Annotated in this window: 17 protein-coding genes; 14 read left to right on the top strand and 3 right to left on the bottom strand. The window is 61.5% G+C overall.

Features of this window, described 5'->3' with window-relative positions; all coding sequences use genetic code 11:
- Positions 1 to 317: 317 nt before the first annotated feature.
- Both VGU61_RS17930 and VGU61_RS17925 read left to right on the top strand, forming a co-directional pair.
- The gene (locus VGU61_RS17930) at positions 318 to 1,547 is read left to right on the top strand and encodes a HupE/UreJ family protein (protein ID WP_326860591.1); all 1,230 of its coding nucleotides are present in this window, start codon (positions 318 to 320) and stop codon (positions 1,545 to 1,547) included.
- Between the two features lie 65 nt (positions 1,548 to 1,612).
- Positions 1,613 to 1,888 (top strand): hypothetical protein, encoded by a 276-nt coding sequence (locus VGU61_RS17925; RefSeq protein ID WP_326860590.1) that lies wholly within the window; start codon positions 1,613 to 1,615, stop codon positions 1,886 to 1,888.
- Between the two features lie 7 nt (positions 1,889 to 1,895).
- Here the strand turns inward: VGU61_RS17925 and VGU61_RS17920 are convergent, their stop codons facing one another.
- Positions 1,896 to 2,348, bottom strand: a complete 453-nt coding sequence (locus tag VGU61_RS17920) for an isoprenylcysteine carboxylmethyltransferase family protein (protein WP_326860589.1) — start codon at positions 2,346 to 2,348, stop codon at positions 1,896 to 1,898.
- A gap of 155 nt (positions 2,349 to 2,503) precedes the next feature.
- Between VGU61_RS17920 and VGU61_RS17915 the strand changes: the two genes are divergently transcribed.
- The 7 genes from VGU61_RS17915 to VGU61_RS17885 all read left to right on the top strand — a co-directional run bounded on the left by VGU61_RS17915 (position 2,504) and on the right by VGU61_RS17885 (position 8,482).
- Positions 2,504 to 3,511 (top strand): sulfate ABC transporter substrate-binding protein, encoded by a 1,008-nt coding sequence (locus VGU61_RS17915; protein WP_326860588.1) that lies wholly within the window; start codon positions 2,504 to 2,506, stop codon positions 3,509 to 3,511.
- 27 nt (positions 3,512 to 3,538) lie between these two features.
- Positions 3,539 to 4,129 (top strand): NADPH-dependent FMN reductase, encoded by a 591-nt coding sequence (ssuE, locus tag VGU61_RS17910; RefSeq protein ID WP_326860587.1) that lies wholly within the window; start codon positions 3,539 to 3,541, stop codon positions 4,127 to 4,129.
- Between the two features lie 142 nt (positions 4,130 to 4,271).
- On the top strand, positions 4,272 to 5,252 hold the full coding sequence (locus VGU61_RS17905) for a sulfonate ABC transporter substrate-binding protein (RefSeq protein WP_326860586.1): 981 nt from the start codon (positions 4,272 to 4,274) through the stop codon (positions 5,250 to 5,252).
- A gap of 127 nt (positions 5,253 to 5,379) precedes the next feature.
- Positions 5,380 to 6,534: an FMNH2-dependent alkanesulfonate monooxygenase gene (gene ssuD / locus VGU61_RS17900; RefSeq protein ID WP_326860592.1), complete on the top strand. Its 1,155-nt coding sequence runs from the start codon at positions 5,380 to 5,382 to the stop codon at positions 6,532 to 6,534.
- Between the two features lie 9 nt (positions 6,535 to 6,543).
- Positions 6,544 to 7,374 carry an aliphatic sulfonate ABC transporter permease SsuC gene (gene ssuC, locus VGU61_RS17895; RefSeq protein WP_326860585.1) on the top strand — a complete coding sequence of 277 codons (831 nt, stop codon included), beginning with the start codon at positions 6,544 to 6,546 and terminating at the stop codon, positions 7,372 to 7,374.
- A 10-nt stretch (positions 7,375 to 7,384) separates the two neighbouring features.
- On the top strand, positions 7,385 to 8,227 hold the full coding sequence (locus VGU61_RS17890; protein WP_326860584.1) for an ATP-binding cassette domain-containing protein: 843 nt from the start codon (positions 7,385 to 7,387) through the stop codon (positions 8,225 to 8,227).
- Positions 8,228 to 8,266: 39 nt separating this feature from the next.
- Positions 8,267 to 8,482 (top strand): TOBE domain-containing protein, encoded by a 216-nt coding sequence (locus VGU61_RS17885; protein WP_326860582.1) that lies wholly within the window; start codon positions 8,267 to 8,269, stop codon positions 8,480 to 8,482.
- 78 nt (positions 8,483 to 8,560) lie between these two features.
- On the opposite strand, the gene VGU61_RS17880 is transcribed toward VGU61_RS17885, so the two are convergent.
- Positions 8,561 to 10,267 carry a long-chain-fatty-acid--CoA ligase gene (locus VGU61_RS17880; protein WP_326860581.1) on the bottom strand — a complete coding sequence of 569 codons (1,707 nt, stop codon included), beginning with the start codon at positions 10,265 to 10,267 and terminating at the stop codon, positions 8,561 to 8,563.
- 422 nt (positions 10,268 to 10,689) lie between these two features.
- Between VGU61_RS17880 and cysT the strand changes: the two genes are divergently transcribed.
- Genes cysT through VGU61_RS17860 form a run of 4 tightly spaced genes read left to right on the top strand, consistent with a single transcriptional unit; the run spans position 10,690 to position 14,479 of the window.
- Positions 10,690 to 11,568: a sulfate ABC transporter permease subunit CysT gene (cysT, locus tag VGU61_RS17875; RefSeq protein WP_326860580.1), complete on the top strand. Its 879-nt coding sequence runs from the start codon at positions 10,690 to 10,692 to the stop codon at positions 11,566 to 11,568.
- Between the two features lie 2 nt (positions 11,569 to 11,570).
- Positions 11,571 to 12,470 (top strand): sulfate ABC transporter permease subunit CysW, encoded by a 900-nt coding sequence (gene cysW, locus VGU61_RS17870; RefSeq protein ID WP_326860579.1) that lies wholly within the window; start codon positions 11,571 to 11,573, stop codon positions 12,468 to 12,470.
- Between the two features lie 2 nt (positions 12,471 to 12,472).
- Positions 12,473 to 13,540 carry a sulfate ABC transporter ATP-binding protein gene (locus tag VGU61_RS17865; RefSeq protein ID WP_326860577.1) on the top strand — a complete coding sequence of 356 codons (1,068 nt, stop codon included), beginning with the start codon at positions 12,473 to 12,475 and terminating at the stop codon, positions 13,538 to 13,540.
- A 12-nt stretch (positions 13,541 to 13,552) separates the two neighbouring features.
- Positions 13,553 to 14,479 carry a CysB family HTH-type transcriptional regulator gene (locus tag VGU61_RS17860; protein WP_326860575.1) on the top strand — a complete coding sequence of 309 codons (927 nt, stop codon included), beginning with the start codon at positions 13,553 to 13,555 and terminating at the stop codon, positions 14,477 to 14,479.
- Between the two features lie 34 nt (positions 14,480 to 14,513).
- Here VGU61_RS17860 and VGU61_RS17855 read toward each other — a convergent pair whose 3' ends face one another.
- The gene (locus tag VGU61_RS17855; protein ID WP_326860574.1) at positions 14,514 to 14,972 is read right to left on the bottom strand and encodes an Lrp/AsnC ligand binding domain-containing protein; all 459 of its coding nucleotides are present in this window, start codon (positions 14,970 to 14,972) and stop codon (positions 14,514 to 14,516) included.
- Positions 14,973 to 15,389: 417 nt separating this feature from the next.
- Between VGU61_RS17855 and putA the strand changes: the two genes are divergently transcribed.
- The coding region (gene putA, locus VGU61_RS17850; protein WP_326860572.1) for a bifunctional proline dehydrogenase/L-glutamate gamma-semialdehyde dehydrogenase PutA at positions 15,390 to 17,448 on the top strand (2,059 nt) is incomplete at its 3' end.

The following is a 17,448-nucleotide window of genomic DNA, read 5'->3' as shown; positions in this document are numbered from 1 at the left end:
AATAATGTTGGGGCCCCGCCGGGGTTCCCGAAAAAGTGACGCGCCAATCGGGAAGCGAAATAAACTTGCCTTCGGCTCAGACAGATTTCGCTTCTTTATCCGCTTGGCGCGCCACTTTTCCGGCAGCGCCAAAGCGGAATTCAACAGCTACAGCCTCTATGCGCCAACTTAGTCACGCTTTGCAAACCTTTACACCACTCAACTCACTGAGGTTAACCGAGCCACGTCAAATAATTCCGCGCGCATGCATCGCGCTTTTCCTATGCCTGCTCGCTCTATTCGCGCCCCCCGCCATCGCGCATGACCTGCCCGGCGAGATGCGCGTCCATGCCTTCGTGAAACCGGAGGGCGATCGCCTGCATGTGCTGCTGCGCATACCGCTCGCGCTGCTGCTGAACGTCGATCTGCCCAAGCAGGGGCCGGGGTATCTTGCGCTGGCGCAGATCGATCCCGGCATCACGCGCGCCATCGAGGCGACCGACAAGGGCATCGACCTGTTCGAGGACGGCAAGCGCCTGTCGATGGCGCAAGGCGCAGGGCGTATCTCGTTGCCGTCGGACCGCTCGTTCGACAGCTTCGACAGCGCCCGTGCACTGCTGCGCGGACCCAGGCTGCCGGATAACAGTTATGTGTTCTGGAACCAGGGTTATTTCGACACTTATCTCGAGTACCCGATCCAGTCGGCGCAATCGAGCTTCACGTTCGATTTCCATATCGCGCCCGGCCTCGGCGACCGGCTGAAGGTCGACCTGCGCTACATCTCGCCGGAAGGGGTGGTGCGCGCCTATGATTTCTCGGCGGGATCGGATCCGATCGCGCTCGATCCCCGCTGGCAGCAGGCCGCCTGGTCCTTCGTCAAATCGGGGTTCGCGCATATTCTCGACGGCCCCGATCATCTGCTCTTTCTGCTTTGCCTGATCATCCCGTTCCGCCGGCTGGACTGGAACCTCGTAGGGGTGATCACGGCATTCACCGTGGGACATACCGTCACGCTGCTGTTCGCCGCCTACCGCTTCGTGCCGGCGGGCGACTGGTTCGCTCCCGTGGTTGAATTCCTGATCGCCGCATCGATTCTTTACATGGCGGTCGAGAACCTGGTCAGGCCAGACATGCGCCGCCGCTGGCTGGTCAGCGGACTCTTCGGCCTGGTGCACGGCTTCGGCTTTTCCTTCCTGCTGCAGTCGCAGCTTCAGTTCGCCGGTTCGCATCTTCTGCTGTCGCTGCTGGCATTCAACATCGGTATTGAACTCGGACAGGTGCTGGTCCTGCTGATCGCCATGCCTGCCCTCATCCTTCTGTACCGCACCCACGTTGCGTCGGAAAAGGTCATTACCGCAGTGCTGTGCCTGCTGATCGGACACACTGCCTGGCATTGGCTGACCGAACGGGCCGATGCGATGAAAGAGGCGGACTGGTCGACCGCGGCCGATGCGCTGACCGCGCCCGTCCTGCTGGCGCTCCTGCTTCTCGCCATCGGCGCGGCTGTTCGGGTAATGCTCAAGCGCCAGGGACGCGGCACGCCACTGGACACGCCGCGCCTTGATTGAATGCCGGCACCTTCCCGTGGCAGGCTATACTGGCCGCCGTTCCAAACCACGTTACCGTGCCCGCCATGCCCATGACCTACGAGCAATATCTGGACGAAGTCACCACCCTGATGACGGAATTCTTCGATGTGAGCGATGAAGACGCCATCAAGCATGTGATGCGCGCCCAGGCAGCCGACTATTTCACCCTGCACGATGATCTGCCGGAAATGCGCACGCAGGAACGCGCGGAACAGGATGCCAGGACGATCTACGAACAGCGCAACAAATCGCGTCCGCACGTGCCGTCGAAGCGTCCGGCAACGAACCAGGAAAAAGGACCGGCAAAGGGAAAGAAGTAAGCCGCGCTCAGTAAACCCACGGGATCAGCTTCTTCACCCGCGCCTGGTACTGCACATATTCCGGATAGCGTTCGGCCAGCCAGCGCTCTTCCTTGCGGGCCTTCATGTCGAAGAAGATGAACAGGATGGCGGTCAGGCCGAGCCGAAGCAGACTGGTCGTCGCAAGCGATACGCCAAGGCAGGCGAGCAGGACCCCCAGATAGATCGGGTGCCGCACGAAGCGGTAGGCGCCGCTCGTCACCAGTTCGCCACCCGGTTTTGGACGCGGCAATGGAGTCAGGGACCGGCCCAGATTCAGGGCGCTTCGCGCGAGCAGCAGCATCCCCAACGCAGCAATCATCCATCCGGCGGCACGAAACGCCGTCTCGTAAGGCCACGGCGCCTCGCCCACAGGCAGCGCGATGAACACGACCAGCAGCACCGCCTGAACCGCCACCCACATCTCGCCGCGCTGTCCCATGTTGCCTCCTATCAGTATTCATGCAAAGCCGCACTGGAAAGTGCTGCGATATGCATAAAGCAAATAAGGAACCGCAAAACAATTCGTTCGCTTTTGGCAATCGCCTCTTTAACCTTGCGACATCATCGCCATTCCACCACTTCCAGGGAGAAGATATGCTGTTCAAGAAACTTGTTCAATCGGTAGTTGTACTTGCGCTTGCCGCGCCGGCCGCATGGGCGGCGGACGTCAGCCTGCTCAACGTATCCTATGACCCGACCCGCGAGTTGTACCAGGACTTCAACAAGGCATTCGCCAAGCAATGGAAGGCGCAGAGCGGCGACAACGTCACCGTGAAGCAATCGCATGGCGGCTCGGGAAAACAGGCGCGCTCGGTGATCGACGGCCTGAGCGCCGATGTCGTGACACTCGCGCTTGCCTACGATATTGACGAAATCGCCACGCGCGGACTGATCGGCGCGGACTGGCAGAAGCGCCTGCCGAACAATAGCTCGCCTTACACCTCCACCATCGTGTTCCTGGTCCGCAAGGGCAATCCGAAGGGCATCAAGGACTGGAGCGATCTGGCCAAGCCGGGCGTATCTGTAATCACGCCCAATCCTAAAACCTCCGGCGGTGCGCGCTGGAATTACCTGGCTGCATGGGGTTATGCACTGAAACAGCCGGGCGGCACCGAAGCGACCGCCAGGGATTTCGTCACGAAGATTTTCAAGAATGTACCGGTGCTTGATTCCGGCGCGCGCGGTTCCACCACGACCTTCGTCGAGCGCGGCATCGGCGACGTGCTGATCGCATGGGAAAACGAAGCCATTCTCGCCATCAAGGAACTCGGTCCGGACAAGTTCGAGGTCGTCGCTCCCGCGGTCAGCATCCTTGCCGAACCGCCGGTCGCGGTCGTGGACAAGGTGGCCGACAAGAAGGGCACGCGCAAGGTGGCGGAAGCGTATGTGAAGTATCTGTATAGCGACGAAGGCCAGGAAATCGCCGCGCAGAATTACTACCGGCCGGTGTCCGACAAGATCGCGAAAAAATACGAAGCGCAATTCCCGAAAGTGAAACTGTTTACGATCGCCGAGGTGTTCGGCGGCTGGACGCAGGCACAGAAAGCGCATTTCTCCGATGGCGGATCGTTCGACCAGATCTACCAGCCGGGCAAGAAATAATTTCTTGCCCGACCACGCGGAGACACCATGACAGTACTTTTGCTCGCTGGCAGTCCATCGATTCCATCGCGATCGACGCGGCTGCTGCATTACGTCGGCGATCGCCTTGCCCTGCTCGGACATCGTTCGCACAAGTTGCATGTGCTGGACCTGCCGGCCGAGGCCCTGCTCCATGCGGACTTCAACAGCGCCAATATCAAAAGCGCGAGGCTGCAGGTCGAGCAGGCCGATGCGATTGTGATCGGCACGCCGGTCTACAAGGCGGCTTATAGCGGCGTCCTGAAGGCGTTCCTCGACGTGCTGCCCCAGGATGGCTTTGCCGGCAAGCTTGTGCTGCCGCTGGCCACCGGCGGCAGCCAGTCGCACATGCTTGCGCTCGATTACGCCTTGCGGCCGGTGCTCTCCGCGCTGGGCGCGCGGCATGTCCTGCCGAGCATCTATGCGACCGATTCGCAGCTCAGCTGGGTGAAGGAAACAGGACTGACCATCGACCCTGCCATCGAGCAGCGCATCCACGACGGCGTCGATCATTTATCCAGCAACCTCAATGCGCTGCGCGCCAGCCGTTCCAGCGAATTCATCCCCGTACCGTTCTCGCAGGTGCGATGTAGCGTCTGACGACCGTCGGACGCACACAACTTCCCTTTGACTGAACCGGACCGCGCATGCGCGGCCGACACAGCCGCCATGGCATTGGTTTGCCATGGCGGAGGGGGGCGGCTTTTCTCCAATTTTTCATCAACAGAACAAGGACAAGAAAATGACATATTCGAATGAAAAACGACACTCGCGGCGGCGCGCCATCGGACTGCTTTCGGCGGCCGCTCTCGGCGCGATCGCGGGCACATTGCCGACCGGCGCTTTCGCGCAGGGCAAGCGTACGCTGCGCATCGGTTTCCAGAAGTACGGCACGCTGACCATCCTGAAGGCCCGCGGCACGCTCGAGAAACGACTGGCGACGCAGGGCATCGACGTGAAGTGGACCGAGTTTCCTTCCGGCCCGGTCCTGCTCGAAGGCTTGAACGTCGGCAGCGTCGACTTCGGCACGGTGGGCGAAGCGCCGCCGATCTTCGCGCAGGCCGCCGGCGCGAATCTCGTCTACGTCGCCAACGAGCCGCCTTCGCCGCTAAGCGAAGCCATCGTGGTGCCGAAAACTTCGACACTGAAAAGCGTGGCGGAGCTGAAGGGCAAGAAGGTCGCTCTCAACAAGGGCTCGAATGTTCATTACCTGCTGGTGAAGGCGCTTGAAAAGGCCGGGCTGGAATACAAGGACATCGAGACCGTATTTCTTCCGCCGTCAGACGCGCGGGCCGCGTTCGAGCGCGGCAGCGTCGATGCGTGGGTGATCTGGGACCCGTTCCTCGCCGCGGCGGAAAAACAGCTCGGCGCGCGCGTCCTTTCCGACGGCAAGGGCCTGGTCGCCAACCACCAGTTTTTTCTCGCGTCACGGCCTTATGCGGAAAAGAACCCGGATGTCATCCGCGATGTGATCGACGAACTGGTCAAGGTCGATGAGTGGGCGTCGAAGAACATCAAGGAAACCGCGAGCATCCTGTCGGGCCAGATCGGACTGGATGCCTCGATCGTGGAACTGGCTGCCAACCGTTACACCTATGGCGTCAAGCCGATCAGCGACCAGGTGCTGGCGGAACAGCAGAAGATCGCCGACGTCTTCGCCAACCTGAAACTGATCCCGAAAAAAATCGTCGTCAAGGAAGCGACGCTGCTGACAAAGCTCTGAGGAGATCGGCATGGCGGTCTTCGGTGCCGGCAGGCGAACGCACGCCGGCACGCCACAGCAGCCGCCCACGACCCGCATCGACCATAACAACAACCGCGACAAAAAAGACAAGGAAAGGAATTCCCCCATGGGTCTCAACGTATTCTGGTTTCTCCCTACCCACGGCGACAGCCGCTATCTCGGCACGACGCAGGGTGCGCGGCCGGTCAATTACGACTACCTGCGCCAGGTGGCGATCGCCGCCGATACCAACGGCTACGACGGCGTGCTGATTCCCACCGGGCGTTCCTGCGAAGATCCATGGGTGGTTGCATCCAGCCTGATCGGCGCGACGAAGAATCTGAAGTTCCTGGTCGCCATCCGTCCCGGGCTCAGCACGCCCGGTCTCGCGGTACGCACCGCAGCCACTTTCGACCGCCTGTCCGGCGGGCGGTTGCTGGTCAACGTGGTGACCGGCGGCGATCAGGGCGAACTGGAAGCCGACGGCCTCTGGGCAAGCCATGAGGAGCGCTACGAGATCTCATCGGAATTCCTGCGGGTGTGGCGTTCCGCGCTGGCGGGCGAAGGCGGCGATGAAGGCTTCAACTACGAAGGAAAACATATCCGCGTCAAGGGCGCAAAGACCCTCTATCCGCCGGTGCAGAAACCGTATCCGCCGCTGTACTTCGGCGGTTCGTCGGAAGCTGCGCATGAACTCGCGGCGGAGCAGGTCGATGTCTACCTGACCTGGGGCGAGCCGCCGGCCGCCGTGGCGGAAAAGATCGCCGACATCCGCGCCCGCGCCGCCAGACATGGCCGCACGGTGCGCTTCGGCATCCGCCTGCACGTCATCGTGCGCGAAACCAATGAGGCGGCGTGGAAGGCGGCGGACGAGCTGATCAGCCATCTGGACGACGAAGTCATCGCCCGCGCACAGGCGGCGTTCGCGAAGATGGACTCGGTGGGCCAGCGCCGCATGGCGGCCCTGCACGGCGGCAAGCGCGACAAGCTGGAAGTGTCGCCCAACCTGTGGGCCGGCGTCGGGCTGGTGCGCGGCGGCGCCGGGACGGCGCTGGTGGGCGATCCGGAAACGGTGGCGGCGCGGATGAAGGAGTACGCCGATCTCGGCATCGATACCTTCATCTTCTCCGGCTATCCGCATCTCGAAGAGTCCTATCGCTTCGCCGAATTGGTTTTCCCGCTGCTGGGAAGGGAACGCGCCGGCGGACAGGACACGCCCTTGACCGGCCCGTTCGGCGAAGTGGTGGCGAACGGATTCCTCCCCAAAGTCTCGCAAAGCTAAGGAGCGCACATGGCTGCAACAATCGCACAGGCGCACGGCGTCGCATCCGCTCCGCGGAGCCTGCCGGCAGCATCGTGGCATCGCCAGCTGGCGGCACGTCTGGCGCCGTGGGCAGTGCCGGCAATCCTTCTCATCGTCTGGCAGATCGCCGCCCAGGTCGGCTGGCTGTCCAGCCGCATCCTGCCCGAGCCGTTTGCGGTGCTGCGTGCCGCATGGACGCTGGCGGCCTCCGGCGAGCTGTGGGTGCATGTCAGCACGAGTGCATGGCGGGCAGGATCGGCCTTCGCCGTCGGCGGCGGGCTGGGACTTCTGCTGGGGCTGTTGACCGGCACGTTCAAGCAGGCCGAAACGTTGCTGGATACCACGATACAGATGATCCGCAACATCCCGGCACTGGCGCTGATCCCGCTGGTGATCCTGTGGTTCGGGATCGATGAAATGGCGAAGCTCTTCCTGGTGTCGGTGGGCGTGTTTTTTCCGATTTATCTGAATACCTTCCATGGCATCCGTTCGGTAGACAAGGGATTGATCGAAATGGCGAAGAGCTACGGACTGTCCGGCTGGGCACTGTACCGCGACGTCATTCTGCCGGGCGCCCTGCCTTCGATTCTGGTCGGCGTGCGCTTCTCGCTCGGACTGGTCTGGGTGCTGCTGATCGTATCGGAAACCATCTCGGCGCAATCCGGCATCGGTTACATGACGATGAATGCACGCGAATTCCTGCAGACCGATGTCGTGCTGGTCGGCATCCTGCTGTACGCGTTACTGGGCAAGCTGGCGGACGTTCTTGCGCGCACGCTGGAGCGCACCGCGCTGCGCTGGCATCCCGGTTATCAATAAGGCGATCGATATGAAAAACACGGAAATTGAACGCAACCGGGTAAAAGCCGCCGCGCGGCCCCCCGGCCATGGCGTGCGGGTAGCGGTGAAGGACGTATGGAAATCCTACGCGGGGCGCGATGTGCTGAAAGCGGTGGACCTGCATATCGAACCCGGCGAATTCGTCGCGGTGGTCGGGCGCAGCGGCTGCGGCAAAAGCACCCTGCTGCGGCTCGTTGCGGGACTGGAGCAGGTGGAGGAGGGGCATATTACCTTCGGCGTGCATGACGGCACGATACGCAAGCCGGAGACGCGCATCATGTTCCAGGATTCCCGCCTGCTGCCCTGGAAACGCGTGCTCGACAACGTCGCTCTGGGCTTGACGGGGGCGAGGGAAAAAGCCCGCGATGCATTGGCCAATGTCGGACTCCAGGATCGCGCCAGGGAATGGCCGGCCGTGCTGTCGGGCGGACAGCGGCAGCGGGTGGCGCTGGCCCGGGCGCTGGTGCACCAGCCGCAACTGCTTCTCCTTGACGAGCCGCTGGGCGCGCTCGACGCGCTGACGCGCATCGAGATGCAACAGCTCATCGAATCGCTATGGCAGGAGCGCGGATTTACCGCCGTGCTGGTCACGCACGATGTGCAGGAAGCGATTGCGCTGGCCGACCGCGTGGTGCTGATCGAGGATGGACAGATTGCGCTCGACCAGCGTATCGAACTGCCGCGTCCCCGTGCACGCGGCAATCCCGCCTTCGCGCATTTGGAGGAACTGATTCTGTCGCGCGTCCTGAAACACGACGCGCCAGGACCGGATGCGCCGCTCGGCGACGTGTCCTTGCTTAAAACCGTCAACCAGGTCGCCTGGGCGGTCTGATCGTTTTTCATTTATTCATCCAACGACAAAGGGAACATCATGAGCATTCAAGCAATCAACGTACGCAATCAGTTTCGCGGCAAGGTAAAAGCCATCATCGACGGACCGGTGGTATCGGAAGTCGATATTGAAACGCCGGCGGGGATCGTCACTTCGGTGATCACGAGCCGCTCGGTGCGCGACCTCGGCCTTGAGCCGGGCGTCGAAGTCGTCGCGCTGGTGAAGGCGACGGAGGTATCGATCGCGAAGCTGTAAGGAGGATTTGACGGGACTGCGGATGATGCCGGGTCATTCCGGCGCGGCATCACCCGCCGATTCGGACAACTTGCTCAGCTATTTCGTGTCACGAAGCTCCCTGCGCAGGATTTTCCCTACCGGTGTCTTGGGAAGATCGGTACGGAATTCGATCACCTTCGGTTGCTTGTAGCTGGTCAGGTTCGCTCGGCAATACTCGCGCACCTTCTCTTCGGTCAACCCCGGGTCCTTCTTCACGACCACCAGCTTGACGGCTTCGCCCGTCTTCTCGTCGGGCACGCCCACCACCGCACATTCCAGTACGCCATCCAGTCCGGCGACGACATCCTCCACTTCGTTCGGATACACGTTGAAGCCGGAGACCAGCACCATGTCCTTTTTGCGGTCGATGATCTTGAAGTAGCCGCGCTCGTCCATGACCCCGATGTCGCCGCTTTTGAAGAAGCCATCCGCGGTCATCACCTTGGCCGTTTCATCAGGCCGCTGCCAGTAGCCCGCCATCACCTGCGGACCCTTGATGGCGATCTCGCCCGGCTGGCCGACCGGCACCTCGTTGCCATCGTCGTCCAGGCATTTCATCAGGGTGCCGGGAATCGGTACGCCGATCGTGCCCGTGAACGCCGTGCTCGTGGTCGGGTTGCAGCTTGCACTGGGAGAGGTCTCGGACAAGCCATATCCCTCGCAGATCGGGCAACCGGTCTTGTCCAGCCATTGCTTGGCCACCGCGGCCTGTACGGCCATGCCGCCGCCGAGAGAAACCTTGAGGTTTTTCCAGTTCACCGTATTGAAGTCCGGATGGTTCGCCAGCCCGTTGAACAAGGTATTCACCGCCGGGAAGGCATGGAAGGTCTGCGTGGAGAGTTCCTTGAGAACGGCTTTCAGGTCGCGCGGATTCGGGATGAGAATGAGTTTTCCGCCCGTTCGCAGGGACAGCATCATGCAGCAGGTGAACGCGAAGATATGGTAAAGTGGCAGAGCGCAAACGCCGGTCGGCTGCTCGTTGTCCGGCACTCTGCCCATGGCCGGCTCATTCCATGCATCGGACTGTAGGACGTTTGCAATCATGTTCCGATGCAGGAGCACCGCGCCCTTCGACACGCCCGTGGTGCCGCCGGTGTACTGAAGAACAGCCACATCATCGGGGCCGCCATTGACGATCTGCGGCTTTCGCTCCTGCCCCTTCGAGATCGCATCGTTGAACCGCACCGCGCCCGGCAGTGAAAATGCAGGCACCAGTTTCTTCACCTTGCGCACGACATAATTGACGATGCCGCCCTTGATCACGCCGAGCATGTCGCCCATCGAGGCAAGGACGACATGCTTTACCGCCGTATTGCCGATGCATTGCTGGAGCGTGTTGGCAAAATTTTCGATGATGATGATCGCCTTGGCGCCGGAATCTTTCAGCTGGTGCTCCAGTTCGCGCGGAGTGTACAGCGGGTTCACGTTGACCACCACCAGTCCGGCGCGCAGGATCGCGGCGACGGCGATCGGATACTGCGGCACATTGGGCATCATGATCGCCACGCGATCGCCCTTGACCAGGCCGAGCCCTTGAAGATAGGCGCATAACTTCCAGCTCATGCTGTCCGTCAGGCCAAAGGTGAATTCCTTTCCCATGAACACATATGCAGGCCGCGCTGCATATTTCTCGAAGCTTTCGTTCATGAGCTGAACCAGCGATCCGTATTGCGTCGTATCGATGTCCGCCGGCACACCCGGCGGGTAGGCTGAAAGCCAGGGGCGATATTCCGTGTGGTCTGCTGTCTGCTGTTGAAGGTTCATTGTTGTCTCCGCTTATGGTCGTTATCAGATTCTTATATCGGATGTGCGGGTATGCCGGGTCCGCCCGAGCACATGGCCCGACGACACGGCATGCCTTGACAGAGGCGATCATGCGCAAAAGGGTTTGCACCGCTTGCACCGGATTATTTAACCATCTTCCCCGGCTGGTGAACACCGGATTGTTGAATTTGTAAGCCATGCAATTTCTTTCCGGATACGCCCGATTCGTCGCCTTATTTGAATTCGTCCTATGCAAATGCAAAAAAAGTCGTTCTCCTAATAACAAACGAATGCAATTATTGCGCCTCTATAGCTGATTTTGTAATAAGCGCCCGTTTCCAGTTATCGCCAACACCCTGAATCCACCGGCATATGTCGCCGCCAATCGGGGGAACGACATGGAGCGGCTCAAGGGGAGAAGCATGGCTGGTGCAATAACGATGTGGGGATTCAAGGGCGGGTTATCGCGAAGCGGTCCGAAGCGGGTCATGCCCGGCTTCAATCTATCGCTCGGCTTCACGCTGCTCTACCTCGCGCTCATCGTCCTCATTCCGCTGTCCGCCGTCTTCCTGAAGACCTTCACCATGTCCTGGGACGCATTCTGGTCCGCGGTGACATCCGACCGGGTGATGGCTTCCTACCGGCTTACCTTCGGCGCCTCGCTGATTGCCGCGGCGCTCAACGTCCTGTTCGGCGGCATCGTCGCCTGGGTGCTGGTACGCTACCGCTTCCCCGGCAAGAAATTGATCGACGCCCTGGTTGATCTGCCGTTCGCCCTGCCGACCGCCGTCGCCGGTATAGCATTGACCGCGCTGTATTCCCCGGCCGGCTGGATCGGCCGCTACCTGGAACCGTTGGGCATCAAGGTAGCATTCACCCCGCTCGGCGTGCTGGTCGCGCTGACCTTCATCGGCCTGCCGTTTGTCGTGCGCACAGTGCAGCCGGTGCTGGAGGAAGCGGAGCGCGAGCTGGAAGAAGCTGCCGCCAGCCTTGGCGCCGACCGCTGGCAAACCTTCACCCGGGTGATTTTTCCTACCGTCCTGCCGGCATTCCTGACCGGCTTCGCGCTCGCTTTCGCCCGCGCCACCGGCGAATACGGCTCGGTCATTTTCATCGCCGGCAACATGCCGATGGTGTCGGAGATCACGCCGCTGTTCATCATCACCAAGCTCGAGCAGTACGACTATACCGGGGCCACCGCCATCGCGGTCGTGATGCTGATCGTGTCCTTCCTGTTACTGCTTACGATTAACTTGTTGCAAGCCTGGACCCGCAAGCGCGGCCGGCCTGAGAAAGTCTGAATATGGCCGGAGCCGCCGTTAGCCTTCCCATTTCCGCCCAGCCGCGCGGCGAACCGGCCTATGCGCCTGCCGCGACGGTCGAACCGTTCTGGGTGCGCGCACTGCTGATCGGCGTCGCACTGGCGTTCCTCACCCTGTTCCTGTTCATTCCGCTGATCGCCGTTTTCACGGAGGCGCTGAAGAAGGGATGGGACACCTACATCACCGCGCTCGTCGAGCCGGATGCCGTCTCCGCGATCAAACTTACGCTGCTGACCGCGTCGATCGCCGTGCCGCTGAATCTGGTGTTCGGCGTCGCCGCCGCGTGGTGCATCGCCAAGTTCGAGTTCCGTGGCAAGAACATCCTGCTGACCCTGATCGACCTGCCGTTCTCGGTGTCGCCGGTGATCGCCGGCCTGATCTACGTGCTGCTGTTCGGCGCGCAGGGATGGTTCGGCCCATGGCTGGCCGAACATGACATCAAGATCCTGTTCGCCGTGCCCGGCATCGTGCTCGCCACCATGTTCGTGACCTTCCCGTTCGTCGCGCGTGAATTGATTCCGCTGATGCAGTCGCAGGGTACGGAAGAGGAAGAGGCCGCCCTCGTGCTCGGCGCCTCCGGCTGGCGCACCTTCTGGCATGTCACGCTGCCCAACATCAAGTGGGGCCTGCTGTACGGCGTGATCCTCTGCAACGCCCGGGCGATGGGCGAGTTCGGCGCGGTGTCGGTCGTCTCCGGGCATATCCGCGGCGAGACCAACACGATGCCGCTGCACGTGGAAATTCTGTACAACGAATACAACTTTGTCGCCGCCTTCGCCACCGCATCGGTGCTGGCGCTGCTCGCTCTCGTCACGCTTGCGCTGAAGTCGTTCATCGAATGGCGCGCGCACGGCACTCACCAGCAAATGGACCAGGAATAATCATGGGCATTGAAGTCAAACACATCCAGAAGCGTTTCGGCAATTTCGTCGCGCTCGACAATGTATCGCTGAATTTCGCACCGGGCGAACTGACGGCATTGCTGGGTCCGTCCGGCTGCGGCAAGACGACGTTGCTGCGCATCATCGCCGGCCTGGAGCAGCCGGATTCCGGCCAGGTGTTTCTCGATGGCGAGGATGCGTCGGGCCACCATGTGCGAGAGCGCCAGGTCGGTTTCGTGTTCCAGCACTATGCGTTGTTCAAACATATGAGCGTGTTCGAGAACATCGCTTTCGGCTTGCGCGTGAAGCCGCGCAATGTGCGTCCATCGGAAGCGGAGATAAAGAAGAAGGTGATGTCGCTGCTGGAACTGGTGCAGCTCGACTGGCTGGCCGACCGTTATCCGCCGCAGCTCTCCGGCGGCCAAAGGCAGCGCATCGCGCTGGCTCGCGCGCTCGCGGTGGAACCGCGCGTGCTGCTGCTCGACGAACCCTTCGGCGCGCTCGATGCGAAGGTGCGCAAGGAACTGCGCCGCTGGCTGCGCCGCCTGCACGATGAGCTGCATGTCACCAGCATTTTCGTGACCCACGACCAGGAAGAAGCACTGGAAGTTGCCGACCGCATCGTGCTGATGAACAAGGGAAAGGTGGAGCAGATCGGTTCGCCGAACGATGTCTACAACCATCCCGCCTCGCCCTTTGTCTACGGCTTCCTTGGCAACGTCAACCTGTTCCATGGACGGGTGCATGAAGGCGTGCTGGATGCGGGCGGCGTTGCGCTGGATGCGCCCGACCATGCGCAGGCGCAGGACGCCACCGGCGTTGGCTACGTGCGTCCGCACGACATCGAGATCGAACGCTATACCAGTGATGCCGAAGGCATCGTTGCCCGCCTGCGCCGCGCCCACGCGATCGGTCCGCTTGCGCAGCTCGACCTGGAACGGGCGGACAACAAGCAATTGATCGAAGCCGTGATCTCCACCGAACGCTACATGCACCTCGGCCTGGCCGAGGGCGACACGCTGGTGGTGCGGCCGAAGCGGCTGCGCGTGTTCGTCGATGAAGCGGTGTAAGCGGAGACCGTCATGAATTTTCAGCAATTACGTTCGGTCAGGGAAGCGGCGCGCCGGGGCTACAACCTGACCGAGGTCGCCAACGTTCTCTTTACTTCGCAGCCCGGCGTCAGCCGCCAGATCCGCGAACTGGAAGAAGAACTCGGCGTGGAGATTTTCGAGCGCAACGGCAAGCGGCTGACCGGCCTGACCGAGCCGGGCAAGGGCATCCTGCACATCATCGAGCGGCTGTTGCTCGAAGCGGAAAACCTGCGCCAGGCCAGCCAGGAATATGCCGGCGAAAAGAGCGGCACGCTGGCCATCGCGACGACCCACACCCAGGCGCGCTATGTGCTGCCGCAGGTGGTGCAGTCGTTCCGCGCCTCCTTCCCGGACGTACGCGTCGCCCTTCAGCAAAGCTCGCCGGAGCATATCGCCGAATGGGTGATTTCCGGCAAGGCCGATGTCGGCATCGCAACGGAGGGCCTGAGTCAGTTCGAGGAACTCGTGTCCTTTCCCTGCTATCGCTGGAGTCACGTCATCGCCGTGCCGGAAGGGCATCCGCTGACCCGTATTGAAAGAGTGTCGTTGCAGGACCTCGCCGCCTATCCGCTGATCACCTACGACGTCGGCTTCACCGGCCGCGGCCACATCGACGATGCATTCCGCGAAGCGCAGATCTCGACCGACATCGTCTTGACCGCGATGGATTCCGACGTGATCCAGCAGTATGTCGCGCTCGGCCTCGGCGTCGGCATCGTTGCCTCGATGGCGGTCGACCATAATCTCGCCCCGGGCCTGCGCGCGGTCGAGGCTTCGCATCTGTTCGCGCCCAACGTGACCCGGCTCGCGGTGCGCCGCGGCGCCTACCTGCGTTCGTACATCTTTGACTTCATCCTGCAGTTCGCCCCGGAACTGAGACGCCGGGATATCGAGACGGCGCTGAACGCCGGCGCGTAAGCGACAGCAGCAACTTACAACCCGTTTCCGCCGGTTACCTGATCGGCAACCTGGTCGTGTACTTCACTTCTTCCATCACTGCATAGGTGTGCGTCTCCCGCACACCTTTTAACTGCAGCAGCGACTTGCCGAGAAACTCCCGGTAGGCGTTCATATCCTTCACCCGTGCCTTGACGAGGTAGTCGAAACCGCCCGCGACCATGTGGCATTCGAGTACTTCGGGAATGGCCTGCACGCTGCGCTTGAACGCGTCGAAGACATCCGGCGTCGTCCGGTCGAGCACCACTTCGATGAACACCAGCAGCGCCACGTCGAGCAGCTCCGGATTGAGCTGGGCGGTGTAGCCCATGATATAGCCGGTTTCCTGTAGCCGCCGCACTCTTTCCAGACAGGCGGCAGGCGAGAGGTTGACGCGCGATGCGAGTTCGACGTTGCTGATGCGGCCGTCGTTCTGGAGTTCGGAGAGGATGTTTTTGCTGATTTTGTCGAGCATGGGGTAGCGGTGTAATTTCGTTGGTAGGTTTGGCGTCGATGAATGAATCGCGAATCGGGTGCGCGCTGCGACGCAACTTTCTTTAACGCTCCGTAAGGTTCCCTCCCCTTTGCAGGGGAGGGCTAGGTGAGGGTAGTGAGGTTGATTATCTGCATGTAGCAGTTCAACCTTCACACCCCTACCCAACCTTCCCCCTACGAGGGGGAAAGAGCTTTACGGTGGCCTGAACAAAGTCATTGGTCTTAGCCAACAAGATAAAGCGCTCAAAAAAAAACCCCTTGGCCGAATTTTATTTCGCTGAATTCATTTTCATGACACTTAATTCGGTCATGACCTCATATTTCCAGAATTAATACACCCGAATCCTACCTAAAATCAAATCACCTATTCCATACCCTTTTCCGAGGCCCCGCAGCCATGCTTACCGCAAATCGCCAGCCCACACCATCGCCGTCCATCCCCTTCGCCGATTTCCACGCGGAAGTCATTCGCCACCAGTCACCCCTGTGCGCAGCCATCACCGCCGCCTACCGCCGCGAAGAAGCCTCGGCGGTGCGTTCCCTGTTCGCAATGCATCATGCCGATGCAAGTTTGAACGAGAAGATTGCCCAACTGGCGCGGCAACTCGTGACGGCGGTCCGGACGAAGCGTTCCGGTGCCTCCGGCGTCGACGCGCTCATGCACGAGTTTTCCCTGTCTTCGGAAGAAGGCGTCGCGCTGATGTGCCTGGCCGAAGCCTTGCTGCGCATTCCCGACCACCAGACCGCGGACCGACTGATCGCCGACAAGATCAGCCGCGGCGACTGGCGCAAGCATCTCGGCGAATCGCCGTCCATGTTCGTGAACGCAGCAACATGGGGCTTGCTGATTACCGGAAAGCTGGTCGGCACCAGCAGCGAACAGGGCCTCGGCGCGGCGCTGACAAAGCTGATCGCCAGGGGCGGCGAACCGCTGATCCGCAAAGGCGTGGACCTGGCAATGCGCATGCTCGGCAACCAGTTCGTGACCGGCCAGACGATTGCCGAAGCGCTGGCCAATAGCCGCGAGCAGGAAGCGCGCGGCTACCGGTATTCCTACGACATGCTGGGCGAGGCCGCGCTGACCGCCGACGATGCCGGTCGTTACTACGCCGCCTATGAAGAAGCAATTCATGCGATCGGGCGGGCGTCGAACGGACGCGGGATCAAGAAGGGGCCGGGCATTTCGGTCAAGCTGTCGGCGCTGCATCCGCGCTACTCCCGCGCCCAGCGTTTGCGGGTGATGCAGGAGTTGCTGCCGCGCCTGAAGCAATTGCTGCTGCTGGCCAAGCGGTACGACATCGGGCTGAACATCGATGCCGAAGAAGCGGACCGCCTCGAAGTGTCGCTCGACCTGATGGAAGCGCTGGCCTTCGAGCCGGAACTTGCCGGGTTCGACGGCATCGGCTTCGTCGTGCAGGCCTACCAGAAGCGCTGTCCGTTCGTGATCGATTATCTCGCCGACCTTGCGCGGCGCAGCAACCGCCGTTTCATGGTGCGGCTGGTAAAGGGCGCGTACTGGGATGCGGAAATCAAGCGCGCGCAGGTCGACGGCATGCCGGGTTTTCCGGTCTATACCCGCAAGGTGTACACCGATGTGTCCTACCTGGTGTGCGCGCAGAAGCTGCTGGCAGCAAGCAACGTGATCTATCCGCAATTCGCCACCCACAATGCGCAGACGCTGGCGTCGATCCATACCTGGGCGCAGGAACGCGGCGTCACCGATTATGAATTCCAGTGCCTGCACGGCATGGGCGAGACGCTGTACGACCAGGTGGTCGGCAAGGACAAGCTTGATAAGCCTTGCCGCATTTATGCGCCGGTCGGCTCGCATGAGACCTTGCTTGCCTATCTCGTGCGCCGCCTGCTCGAAAACGGCGCCAATTCCTCCTTCGTGAACCAGATCGTCGATGACGATGTGCCGATTGAATCGCTGATTGCCGATCCCTTCGCCGCGGCGGCGCAATGGAACGGCGCGCCGCATCCGGCGATCCGGTTGCCGGGGGACTTGTTCGGCGACGAACGCGTCAATTCTGCCGGCATTGACCTGACCGACGAATCGGTGCTGGCATCGCTGGATGCACGATTCGCCGACCTCGCCGCACGGCAATGGCAAGCCGCACCCCTGCTGGCGACTGTTGCTGCCGCATCGCGCACGACGCACGCGATCCGGAATCCGGCCAACCAGGATGATGTCGTCGGATCCGTGACGGAAGCGGGGGCGGAGGATGTCGAGGCGGCGCTGGAAGCCGCCGCCGGCTATGCGCAAGCCTGGCAGGACACGCCGCCGGCGATGCGCGCCGGCATGCTGGAACAAGCGGCCGACCTGTTCGAGGAACATCATGCCGAACTGATGGCGCTGGCTGTCCGGGAAGCCGGCAAATCCCTGCCGAATGCGATCGCCGAGGTGCGCGAGGCAGTCGATTTCCTGCGCTATTACGCGGCGCAGGTGCGCGAAG

This window comes from Noviherbaspirillum sp., assembly GCF_035944575.1.
Lineage (GTDB): Bacteria > Pseudomonadota > Gammaproteobacteria > Burkholderiales > Burkholderiaceae_D > Noviherbaspirillum.
This window is presented reverse-complemented; position numbering and strand designations above follow the sequence as displayed.